Source organism: Streptococcus suis (genome assembly GCA_002831545.1).
GTDB lineage: Bacteria > Bacillota > Bacilli > Lactobacillales > Streptococcaceae > Streptococcus > Streptococcus suis_P.
In genome coordinates this window covers 2,035,929-2,047,693 of sequence record CP025095.1, presented here as the reverse complement: position 1 = coordinate 2,047,693, position 11,765 = coordinate 2,035,929, and the positions used below count along the sequence as shown (strand labels likewise).

Here is an 11,765-nt window from a genome sequence, read left to right as displayed (position 1 = left end):
AGAACACATCATGGTAGAATTAGGCATTTCAACATTTGGCGAAACAACTCCACTAGAAAAAACAGGGGAAACTTACAGCCACGACGAGCGGATTCGTCAGCTAGTCAAAGAAATCGAACTAGCAGATGCGGTGGGACTTGATGTTTATGGGATTGGGGAGCATCACCGAGAAGATTTTGCGGTTTCTGCACCTGAGATTGTGCTGGCAGCTGGTGCCGTCAATACCAAGCATATCAAGCTAACATCAGCAGTTTCAATCCTTTCCTCCATGGATCCTGTGAGACTTTACCAGCAGTACACCACCATTGATGCTTTGTCAAATGGCAGAGCGGAAATCATGGCGGGTCGTGGTTCCTTTACCGAGTCATTCCCCTTGTTTGGTTATGATCTCCATGACTATGAAGAACTCTTCGATGAAAAGTTGGATATGCTTCTGGAAATCGATAAGGAAACCAATCTCAAGTGGGATGGGCATTTTACCCAGTCAGTCGATAATAAGCCAGTCTATCCACGTCCTGTTCAGGAAGATTTTCCGATCTGGGTTGCAACTGGGGGCAATGTAGAGTCTACCATCAAGATTGCTAAGAAAGGCCTGCCAATCGTGTATGCAGTCATTGGTGCAGGTGCCCATCGCTTTAAACCTTTAGTCGATGCTTATCGCAAGGTTGCTCGCAACTCAGGTCATGATCCAAAGAAAACGAAAGTTGCAGCCCATTCTTGGGGTTGGATTGCAGACGACCATGACAAGGCTGTGGAAGAATACTATCATCCAACCAAAGTAATTACGGACAATATTGCCAAAGACCGCCCACATTGGAGCGAGATGACCAAGGCGCAATATCTCTACTCTCTGACAGACGAAGGAGCAACCATCGTCGGAGATCCAAAACGAGTCGCTGAAAAAATTATCAAGACTATTGAAACACTTGACTTGGACCGTTTCTTCCTCCATCTCCCAATCGGATCAATGCCACATGAAGATGTCCTCCGTGCTATCGAACTCTACGGAAAAGAAGTTGCGCCAATTGTCCGAGATTATTTTGCAAAAAAAGAAGAGAATCAGTCCCAAGACTGATGAGATAGTTGATAGGATGAGTTATACTATAGTCAATCCTAAATATTTTTCATAATCTCCTGAAAATCCTGACCATGTGGTTGGGATTTTTTGAATGCAAAAACACTCTTAGAATTTCCAAGAGTGTTTTAAGTAACGGTGTTAAACAGTTTGTAATTTTTATTTCATCGTCGGGAGTGAAAAGGTATGGGAGACCTTTTCAGCCAATCGCCAAGAAACATGAAAGCGATTGGAACATTCTAGTGAAAATAATACTAGCAAGCTACTGTTTCTTACTTCATTGTCGGAAATAGCAACACATCCCGAATAGTAGTAGTATCTGTCAAAAGCATGCAGAGACGGTCGATACCGATTCCGAGGCCGCCTGTTGGTGGCATACCGTATTCGAGGGCTTCGATGTAATCGTAGTCAACGCCTGTCGCTTCGTCGTCACCGAGTTCTTTAGCCTTGGCTTGGGCTTCAAAGCGTTCCAATTGGTCGATTGGGTCGTTCAATTCTGTAAAGGCGTTTCCGTATTCCTTGGTCATGATGAAGAGCTCAAAGCGGTCTGTGAAGCGTGGGTCTTCATCGTTTTTCTTAGCCAGTGGAGATACGGCTACTGGGTGACCATAGACAAAGGTTGGTTGGATAAGAGTTGCTTCAACGTATTCTTCAAAGAAGTTGTTGATGATTTGACCAACTTCTGTATGGTGTTTTTCTACAGGGACTTTGTGCTCAGCTGCTAGGGCTTTTGCTTCTTCGAAGCTCATCTCTTGCCAGAAGTCCACGCCAGTTTGTTCCTTAATAGCGTCAACCATGTGGATACGCTTGAATGGCTCATGGATAGCAATTTCAGTGCCCTGATAAGTCACAGGACCGTCGCCGACAACAGCCTTGGCAGTGTGCTGGATAATACCTTCGGTCAAGTCCATGATGTCTTGGTAGTCTGCATAAGCTTGGTAAACCTCAATGGAAGTGAACTCAGGGTTGTGAGTCGCATCCATACCTTCGTTACGGAAGATGCGTCCGATTTCATAAACGCGTTCCATACCGCCGACAATCAGGCGTTTGAGGTGGAGTTCGGTCGCGATACGAAGGACCATGTCAATGTTTTGGGCATTGTGGTGGGTGATGAATGGACGGGCAGCAGCACCACCAGCTTCGTTGTGAAGGACAGGTGTCTCCACTTCCAAGAAACCGAGTCCGTCAAGGTAACGGCGGATTTCTGAGATGATTTTTGAGCGAGTCACAAAGCGATCAAAGCTTTCACGGTTGGTAATCAAGTCCAAATAACGTTTGCGGTAGCGGGTTTCGATGTCTGTCAAACCGTGGAATTTTTCTGGCAATGGGCGGAGCGCCTTAGATAGGTGAGTCAACTTGCGAGCATGGATAGAAAGCTCACCAACGTTGGTCTTGAAAACATCTCCCTCGACACCGATAAAGTCACCAAGGTCTGCTTTTTTGAAGATTTCATAGTTTTCTTCGCCAACATCATCCTTACGAACGTAGATCTGAATTTGGCCTTCGCGGTCTTGAATGTGAGCAAAACCTGCTTTACCCTTACCACGCTTGGTCATAATACGACCTGCGATGATCGCTGTTTGGCCCAATTCTTCCAAGTCTTCTTTTGATTTGTCTTCGTACTGGGCCTTCAATTCAGCTGAGTTGGCAGAACGCTCAAAACGTTTTCCAAATGGGTCAATTCCCTGTTCAGAAAGAGCCGTCATTTTCTCACGACGGACAATCTGTTGGTCATTTAATTCTTCAAAATGTTCAGTTGACATAAAATTTTCATTCCTCCAAAGTCTGTTCTTTCTATTCTATCATAGAATAGGGAAAAAATCAGCAAAAAAGAAAGCAGGAAACTACTTTCTTAGTGAGATTTATAACGAGTATCATTCCAAGTTAGTTCGGTAAAGTGTTCAAAGTCGGTCGTTTCCAAAATGGAAATGGAAGCATTGTCCAAACCGCCTCGGTGACGAAGTTGGTCGAGAGGAAAGCCCAGCAGTCGATGAATGGAAGCGGTTAGGATAGCTCCGTGGCTGACAATAAGGACTGTTTCAGCAGCCGTATCCTTGAGCGAGTAGATAAACTCCATGAACCGCTGGGTGACTTGTTCAACCGACTCGGCACCAAACAATTCTGAGTGAAAATCTGTCAGGTTGTGCTTCAAGGCGAAAAATTCTTGAGGATAGGCAGACTTGAAATCCTCGATTTTAGTGCCTTCCAGCTGTCCAAAATTCCATTCACGTAGTTGAGGACTGGTCGTAACTTGCTGGCAGTGGCGGTTGTGCTGGGCAATGAATTGGGCAGTTTTTTCTGCACGCTGTAAGTCGCTGGAGTAGATGGCATCAAGAGGTAGGTCAGCCAAGTGTTTTCCGAGCAAGTCAACCTCTTCCAAGGCTTGTGGCAGGAGGGCAGAGTCCCCAGAATAGCCTTGAAAGCGCCCCTCCAAATTCCATTCGGTTTTACCGTGACGGACAAAGTAGATTTTCAAGTCTAGTCCCTCCCCTCAATCAAATCGGCAAAGTCAGCTTTTACAAAATCAGCTAAAACCTGGCTATCGATTTTAATCGAGCGACCAATTTCACCAGCAGAGACAATCAAGTGACCGAGTTCAAGGGCAGATTGATCAATGTAGATTGGGAAATTATGCTTCTGACGAATGCCGACGGGATTGTTGGCACCATGAACATAGCCAGTTGTCTTTTCCAAGTCTTTTTGTGGAATCATGCTGACTTTTTTATTGCCAGAGATCTTGGCTAATTTTTTCTCAGACAGGTGCTCAGTAATAGGCACAATACCAATGACAGGTCCTGTCTTATCACCTGTTAATGCCAACGTTTTGTATATATCTTTTTCTTCAATTCCTGGTGGTAATTGGCCTTCAAGGGCATTTAAAACAAGGCTATCATGATCGATCTTAGCCTTGTCCAATATTTGGTCCACCAAGGTTTTCTTTATTTTAACCTTTTTTGCCATTATTTATATTTTTCCTCAAGTTTACTCATCCAAAGCCCTAACCATGCTCCCAAAATGAAGAGAAGGACTGCGGAAATCCATGTACCAAATCCTGCACCAGCGTAGGAAATAGCTTCTTCATTGCCAGCTTGCGGAATTAAAATCAAGAGGGTAGATGATAAAACAATCCCAATGATAAAGTGATAAACACGTGAATGGTATACTTTCAGAGCATGGTCCATTACTTTTGAAAAGGCCACCATTGCAAGAACGCCACCGATTGCGATTGGTAGGAAGGTACCGAAAAGGTCTAACGATTTAAAGCCATTAAGCATTGGCGTGTAGATACCCAAAATCAATAGTAAGTTTGAAGGGCTGAGTCCAGGAACAAGTACCCCTAAAGCAATCAAGGCACCTGCCAATACAAAACTAGCAAAAGTAGCTGGAAGTGTCCCGACAAGATCGCTCAAATTGTAAAGTAGGAAGCCAGAAATAATGAATGTCCCAATCAACCAAGCCAAATCAATGCTATCTCGTTTACTCTTTTGAGTTGATTCTTTAAGTAGGCTAGGAATAGTTCCCACGATTGCTCCCGCAAAGGCCCACAAAACTGGGACTTGGAAATGTTGCAATAAAAATTCTACAGGGAAAGAGAAAAGGGCGATTCCCAAAATTCCACCAATTCCTACAGGAACAAAATAAAGAAAGTTTTCCTTGAAATCTTTTCGAATATTTGCTAAAAATCCAATTAGTCGCTCATAGATTCCGAGGATAGCAGCGAGTACCCCCCCAGAGACACCAGGTAAGATAAAGCCGAGTGCGATAATCATACCTTTAATAATTCTTGAAATCCAAGAAGCCATAATTTCCTCCAAAATGTATTATAACGCTCCTATTATAGCATAAAGCAAGTAAAAATAATTAAAAAGACTGCCTGTTAGATAAAATCCAGCAGGCAGTTTTGGTTAAATATTGTAAAAACCTGGTCTTGCTCTATAGAGTAAAATGAGCAGAATAGAGGCAATTGCAGTGGAAGGAAGAATATAGCTGATATTGTAGGTAAAGGAATAAAACCAGACAGGCATACCATCTGGAGCGTAGTCTGCGTAGAAAATAATTCCTGATAAGAAGGTAGCTACCAATCGGATGCTTCCTCCTAGAAAACTAGCCAGAGTAATGATGAGAGTAGCATTTTTTAGATTTTTTTGTTTGGATAGGGTGGGTGCCACTAAGCCTGCTAAACCAATTCCGGCGTAAGAAAGTGCGTAGTCAAGAAAAACTTGAAAAACGTTTAGGAAGTAGCCACCGTAGAAAAGTTGAATGGTTCCGACAATACCACCAGTAAGAACCCCCACCCCTAGTCCGTGGCGCAGAGCAAGCAGTAGGATTGGAAGCATGACTAAAGACACAGATCCACCTTGGGGCATTGTAAAGAGCGGGATTTTGTCAAAAACGAGGGCAATTGCAGAAAAGATAGCAACTTCAGCTAGAATAGACAATTTGGATTTGGACATAAAAAGACTCCTTTGTAGATAGTCAACAAAGGAGTGTTTATAGCAGAGTATAGTATCATTCTATAAAGCACACAATTCCTACGCTAGTGTTAACCAGATCAGGTTCGAGGATTTCGCAGTTGCGATCTCAGCCGAAGCACTCCTTTGTGTATATGTAATTAGTGAGATTGTAGCATTTTATTCGGGTGTTGTAAATAGTTTCTGATAAACTTCATTAGGACCCTTCAGGGTTGTAATAATGTTGAGGTCTAGGTGGTGCTCAAAGCCGTTTACATAACCACGTGAGGTATATTGGTGAAGATCGTAGTCCAAGTCAGTATTTGGAGCGGCATTGTAGTAGCCAGAATCATCACCGTATGTAGGAATCCAGACTGCATCAAATTTATCCACATTGATGCTGTGGTCTTCCATGAAATAGGTTCCAACGTAAATTCCAATGTTTTTAGCACCGAGAGTTTCTAACTCTTTTCGAAAAGCCTCCACTCCAGCATTCATATCATCCATGGTATATTCTTCAACGTCTAACCAATAGAAGGTTGGCTTGTATTTATTTGCGGCCTTATAAAAGCTTCGAGCTTCCTCCTGCATGCTCTCAATGCTATTTCCCGTGACATAGGCATAGACAGCAACAGGTATATTTCTTGCTTGAAATTCTTTAATATGGGTATCAAAGGATTTATCTACCCCATTTTTATCAGTCGCAGTATTTTCGTTTTTAGTGTGTGATCCACTTTGAATACGAACGATTGCGCCAGAAATGTTTTTGCTAAGTGTATCGTAGTCAATTTCAGACGGTCTCTGCCAAGCAGAAACGTCGATGATAGGTTTCATTTCGAGCGCATTTGCAATGTAATAACTTGAACTAGAATTTGTTGTTTTAGAACTTGTACTGGTGTTTGATTGTGTGACTGCGGGTTCGTTAGCTGCCTCCGTCTTATTTACAGTATTTCCAGTCACCCCAGTGATGAAAATAAGAGCAAAGAAGGATAGGAAAAAAACAACAATCATCGGATTTAGTTTCTTTCTCATCTCCTCAATTCTACCGTAAAATCATGAAAAAATCAAAAAAATACGATTCAAGAAATAGTAAAGGGGACCTCTAAAAACTCCCAAAATTGCGAATTTGGAGTTACAAAAACCTTGTTAAATCAACATTTTAAATTTTAGAAAATTAGTTTTTAGAGGTCCCCTAAAAGATTATCTGAACTTGACATAATAAAGGGAATAGGGTAGGCTAAATTGGTATGCATGACAAAAGTGAAAAAGTAAGACGTGTTAGTCAGCTAGTTGTTCTGTCCTCTTTGACGATTGTTTTAAGGGTGGTTTTTGGGCCATTTCCCAATATAAAGCCTCTCACGGCTATTTTCCTCATTGTTCTGTCCTATTTCAGTTTGCTGGAGAGCTGGATATTGATGATACTAGTGATGGTAGGGAGTGGCTTGCTTTTTGGATTTGGCACAGTTGTTTTGTGGCAAGTTCTTAGTTTTGCTTTTATCCAATTGATATGGTGGTTGGTAATCGGTCCTTTTATCAAAAAAGAGAACATTCCCTTGTGGCTACAGAGTCTTCTGGCGGGGATTCTTGTCTTTTTGTATGGGCTAATGATAAGTTTTTTATCTGCTACACAGTTTGGGACTTCCCCTATCGTCTTTTGGCTTAATGGTCTAGTCTTTGATGGTTTACACGCTGCTTCAACAGTTTTGTTTTATCCAATTATTGATTATATTTTTAGGAGATTTTATAAATGAAAAAAATTAGTATTATGTTGATGGTTGTCTTCTCGCTCTTCTTGGCTGCTTGTACAAACACTACTGAGAAACAGAGTGAATCGGCTATCGAAGTCACTTTGCAGATTACAACCAAGGACAAAGAGAATCGTCAGGAAGTGACTGCGGAAGAAGGTGATAGTGTCATGGATGTACTTAAAGAACATCATGACATTGTAGAAGACAATGGTTTGATAACAGAAATTGATGGTGTTAGCCAAGATGCGAGTACCAATACATACTGGATGTATAAAGTTAATGGCCAAATGGCTGATAAAGGGGCGAAAGACCTTACAGTTGCGAATGGGGATGAAATTGAATTTTATCTTGAAACATTTGAATAGATATGAAAGGCTTCGGCCTTTTTCTTGTCGACAAAAGTTAGTTCCGAATGTTTGCAGAGCAACTTAGAAAGTGATAAGTATTTTTATACAAAGTATGCTATAATAAGAGCTATACTCGAAGAAGGTTGGATAAGCAATGAAGATTGACAAACGCCAGTTGTTGAATTACTCCATACTGATTCCCTATCTCATCTTATCGGTGATTGGGTTGGTCATGGTCTATTCGACAACCAGTGCTACGCAAATTATTAATGGTAGAAATCCATTTAGAACAGTGATTAACCAGGCAGGATTCTGGATTGTCAGCTTGGTAGCAATCTATACGATTTATCGTATGAAATTAAGTTTTTTACGCAAGAAAGCCGTTATCTATTCGGTTATTTTGGTAGAAGTATTTCTGTTAGCTATTTCTCGGTTGTTTACTCCGATTAACGGGGCTCATGGCTGGATTCCTCTGCCAATCGCAGGAACCTTGCAGCCGGCAGAATATTTGAAATTAATTATCATTTGGTATCTGGCACATGAGTTTGCAAAACAACAGGCGGATATTCGGACTTATGACTATGTATCGTTGATTAAAGGAAGTTGGATTCCGAAAGAGTTTACAGATTGGCGGGTGGTCAGTCTGCTCCTCCTAGGTCTAGTTGCGACACTGCCAGACTTGGGAAATGCGACGATTATTGTGCTGATTATGGTCGTGATGATTAGTGTGAGTGGGATTGCCTATCGCTGGTTTTCAACAGCGGTTTTGGGAATTGTAGCCGCCTCAACAGTTATTCTAGGGACGATTCGTATTTTGGGTGTAGAAACGGTGGAAAAAATTCCGCTCTTTGGTTATATTGCTCGTCGTTTTGCTGCCTATTTTGATCCATTTGGTAATGCCACCAACTCAGGTCTTCAATTGACTCATTCTTACTATGCGATGAGTAACGGTGGATGGCTTGGACGTGGCTTGGGAAATTCGATTGAGAAAAAGGGGTATCTACCAGAGGCCCACACCGACTTTGCGTTTTCGATTGTCATTGAAGAACTCGGTTTTGTCGGAGCTAGTTTAATTCTAGCCTTATTGTTCTTTTTGATTATTCGAATTATTATTGTAGGCGTCCGTGCTCGTAGTCCATTTAATGCGATGATGGCACTTGGAATGGCAGGTATGCTTCTGATTCAAACATTTGTCAATATCGGAGGAATTTCAGGAATTATTCCTGCAACGGGGGTAACTTTCCCCTTCTTGTCACAGGGTGGATCGAGTCTTTTGATTATTTCCATCGGGATAGGGTTTGTTTTGAATATTGATGCTAATGAAAAACGTCGATTAATTGAAGAAGAAATAGAGCGTACGCTAATTTAGAGATAGGAAAGAGGTAGGAGATGGCTATTCAAAAATTAGAAAACTATAACAACAAGGAAGCAATCCGTGAAGAAGTAACGATTCTAACATCTATTTTGGAAGAAGTAGCAGCCCAAATGATGCCTGTAGAGACTTTTGCTAAAATTGTAGAATTATCACAATTGTCTCGTCAGGATGATTATCAGGCATTGATTGCTATTATCAGTCAGTTGAATAATGATGAACTAGCAGTTATTTCTCGATACTTTGCTGTTTTGCCACTTTTGATTAATATATCAGAAGATGTTGATTTGGCCTATGAAATCAACCATCAAAACAATATTGATCAAGATTATCTTGGTAAGATTTCAACAACAATTGATATGGTTTCCAAACAAGAAAATGCAGCTGAAATCCTTGAAAAGTTGAATGTTGTTCCAGTCTTGACAGCCCATCCTACTCAGGTTCAACGCCAGTCTATGCTTGATTTAACCAAGCATATTCATGAGTTGCTTCGTCGTTATCGCGATGTAAAATTGGGCTTGCTCAATAAAAACAAATGGGAAGATGAGCTCCGTTGTTACATTGAAATTATCATGCAGACGGATATGATTCGTGAGAAGAAGTTGAAGGTAACCAACGAAATCACAAACGTTATGGAGTATTACAATTCTTCCTTTATTAAGGCTGTCACTAAGTTGCAGCGGGAATACAAACGTTTGGCCGCTGAGAAAGGAATCGTCTTAAATAATCCTCGTCCAATTACAATGGGTATGTGGATTGGGGGAGACCGTGATGGAAATCCATTTGTTACTGCAGAGACCTTGAAGCTGTCAGCTTTGACTCAGTGTGAAGTCATTATGAATTATTACGATGAGCAACTCTATAAACTCTATCGGAATTTTTCGCTCTCAACTTCCATTGTAAATGTATCTACAGCGGTTAAGATGCTGGCGGATTTATCTGAAGATAGTTCTGTCTACCGTGAAAATGAGCCTTATCGTCGTGCTTTTCACTATATTCAGATGAAACTTGCAAATACAAGAGATTATCTAGTTCACAATAAGCCGTCAGATGTCCGCTATAGTAATGTAGCCGAGTTTAAAGCTGATTTATTAGCCATCAAACAATCTTTGGTCGAAAATAAATCTATGGCGCTATTGAAAGGTGATTTTACAGAATTGCTTGAAGCGGTTGAAGCGTTTGGTTTCTACCTAGCTAGTATCGATATGCGCCAAGACTCTTCTATTCATGAAGCAAGTGTTGCGGAACTATTGGCTTCTGCCCGTATCGTAGAAGACTACTCCAGTTTATCTGAGGAAGCTAAATGCCATGTTCTTTTGAAACAGTTGGAAACAGATCCACGCATTCTTTCTGCAACGCACATGCCAAAGTCAGAACAATTAGAAAAAGAACTGGCCATCTTTGCTGCTGCGCGTGAATTGAAAGATAAGCTAGGTGAGGAAATCATCAAGCAACATATTATTTCACACTCGGAGAGTGTTTCTGATTTGCTGGAATTAGCTGTCCTATTAAAAGAAGTTGGTCTAGTAGATGTCGATAAGGCCCGTGTTCAGATTGTTCCACTTTTTGAGACAATCGAGGACTTAGATAATGCACCTGATACCATGCGTCAATATCTGCAATTAGATTTAGCGAAACGTTGGATTGCAGGCAATAAATATTACCAAGAAATCATGCTTGGCTACTCAGATTCCAACAAGGATGGTGGCTACCTATCCTCCGGCTGGACACTCTACAAAGCACAGAATGAATTGACGCAAATTGGTCAAGACTACGGAGTAAACATCACCTTCTTCCACGGTCGTGGAGGTACTGTTGGTCGTGGTGGTGGTCCTTCCTACGATGCGATTACATCTCAGCCATTTGGTTCCATCAAGGACCGGCTTCGTTTGACAGAACAAGGCGAAGTGATAGGTAATAAATACGGTAACAAAGACGCAGCCTACTATAATTTAGAAATGCTGGTATCTGCAACGCTTGACCGTATGGTCACACAAATGATTACCGATCCAAATGAAATCGATGGCTATCGCGAAACCATGGATGAAATTGTATCAGATAGCTATCGTATATATAGAGATCTTGTGTTCAATAATCCACATTTTTATGATTATTTCTTTGCCGCTAGTCCAATTCGTGAAGTATCAAGCTTGAACATTGGCTCACGTCCAGCGGCTCGAAAAACCATCACAGAAATCGGTGGTTTGCGTGCGATTCCATGGGTATTCTCCTGGTCACAAAACCGTGTCATGTTGCCAGGTTGGTATGGAGTTGGTTCAAGTTTCAAACGCTTTATTGATAAGCACCCTGATAATTTGTCTAAGTTACAAAAAATGTATGAATCTTGGCCATTCTTCCGTTCACTTCTATCAAACGTGGATATGGTATTGTCTAAATCCAATATGAATATCGCATTTGAATATGCTAAAATGTGTGAAAGCGAAGAGGTACGAAATATCTTCCATGTCATTTTAGATGAATGGCAGTTGACCAAAGAAATTATTTTGTCAATCGAGCAAAATGATGAGCTTTTAGCAGAACTACCGTTCCTAAAAGCTAGTCTTGATTATCGTATGCCTTATTTCAATGTGCTCAACTATATTCAAATTGAACTGATTAACCGCCTCCGCCGTGGCGAACTCAGCAAGGAACAAGAAAACCTCATCCACATCACCATCAACGGTGTGGCGACAGGTTTACGAAATTCTGGTTAATCTTATTTAAGCAACTTCTTCGGAGGTTGCTTTTTTAATACTGTAAAGGATATAATGT

The 11,765-nt window shown here is 41.3% G+C and carries 11 protein-coding genes and 1 riboswitch; of the genes, 5 read left to right on the top strand and 6 right to left on the bottom strand.

What is annotated here, in order from left to right; genetic code table 11:
* The first annotated feature begins 10 nt into the window (after positions 1-10).
* Complete coding sequence (locus CWM22_10065; protein ID AUC92216.1) at positions 11-1,075, top strand: LLM class flavin-dependent oxidoreductase; 1,065 nt, start codon at positions 11-13, stop codon at positions 1,073-1,075.
* Between the two features lie 272 nt (positions 1,076-1,347).
* On the opposite strand, the gene lysS is transcribed toward CWM22_10065, so the two are convergent.
* The 6 genes from lysS to CWM22_10035 all read right to left on the bottom strand — a co-directional run bounded on the left by lysS (position 1,348) and on the right by CWM22_10035 (position 6,558).
* Positions 1,348-2,838, bottom strand: coding sequence for a lysine--tRNA ligase (lysS, locus tag CWM22_10060; GenBank protein ID AUC92215.1), 1,491 nt, complete (start codon positions 2,836-2,838; stop codon positions 1,348-1,350).
* Between the two features lie 89 nt (positions 2,839-2,927).
* A complete protein-coding gene (locus CWM22_10055) occupies positions 2,928-3,551 on the bottom strand; it encodes a histidine phosphatase family protein (protein ID AUC92214.1) in 624 nt (207 codons plus the stop codon).
* A gap of 2 nt (positions 3,552-3,553) precedes the next feature.
* Positions 3,554-4,036, bottom strand: coding sequence for an aminoacyl-tRNA deacylase (locus tag CWM22_10050; GenBank protein ID AUC92213.1), 483 nt, complete (start codon positions 4,034-4,036; stop codon positions 3,554-3,556).
* A complete protein-coding gene (locus CWM22_10045) occupies positions 4,036-4,878 on the bottom strand; it encodes a DUF368 domain-containing protein (GenBank protein AUC92212.1) in 843 nt (280 codons plus the stop codon). Before CWM22_10045 ends, CWM22_10050 begins: the two co-directional genes overlap by 1 nt.
* A 102-nt stretch (positions 4,879-4,980) precedes the next feature.
* Positions 4,981-5,529: an energy-coupled thiamine transporter ThiT gene (thiT, locus tag CWM22_10040; protein AUC92211.1), complete on the bottom strand. Its 549-nt coding sequence runs from the start codon at positions 5,527-5,529 to the stop codon at positions 4,981-4,983.
* Between the two features lie 58 nt (positions 5,530-5,587).
* Positions 5,588-5,683, bottom strand: a riboswitch (TPP riboswitch).
* Between the two features lie 23 nt (positions 5,684-5,706).
* Positions 5,707-6,558 carry a glycosyl hydrolase family 25 gene (locus CWM22_10035; GenBank protein ID AUC92210.1) on the bottom strand — a complete coding sequence of 284 codons (852 nt, stop codon included), beginning with the start codon at positions 6,556-6,558 and terminating at the stop codon, positions 5,707-5,709.
* Between the two features lie 314 nt (positions 6,559-6,872).
* Here CWM22_10035 and CWM22_10030 point away from each other — a divergent pair, with 314 nt between their 5' ends.
* The 4 genes from CWM22_10030 to CWM22_10015 all read left to right on the top strand — a co-directional run bounded on the left by CWM22_10030 (position 6,873) and on the right by CWM22_10015 (position 11,707).
* On the top strand, positions 6,873-7,277 hold the full coding sequence (locus CWM22_10030) for a preprotein translocase YidC (GenBank protein ID AUC92883.1): 405 nt from the start codon (positions 6,873-6,875) through the stop codon (positions 7,275-7,277).
* The gene (locus CWM22_10025) at positions 7,274-7,639 is read left to right on the top strand and encodes a DUF4430 domain-containing protein (protein AUC92209.1); all 366 of its coding nucleotides are present in this window, start codon (positions 7,274-7,276) and stop codon (positions 7,637-7,639) included. Before CWM22_10030 ends, CWM22_10025 begins: the two co-directional genes overlap by 4 nt.
* 136 nt (positions 7,640-7,775) lie before the next feature.
* On the top strand, positions 7,776-8,990 hold the full coding sequence (locus tag CWM22_10020; protein AUC92208.1) for an FtsW/RodA/SpoVE family cell cycle protein: 1,215 nt from the start codon (positions 7,776-7,778) through the stop codon (positions 8,988-8,990).
* 20 nt (positions 8,991-9,010) lie between these two features.
* Entirely contained in the window at positions 9,011-11,707 is a 2,697-nt protein-coding gene (locus CWM22_10015; protein AUC92207.1) for a phosphoenolpyruvate carboxylase, read from the top strand.
* Positions 11,708-11,765: the final 58 nt, after the last annotated feature.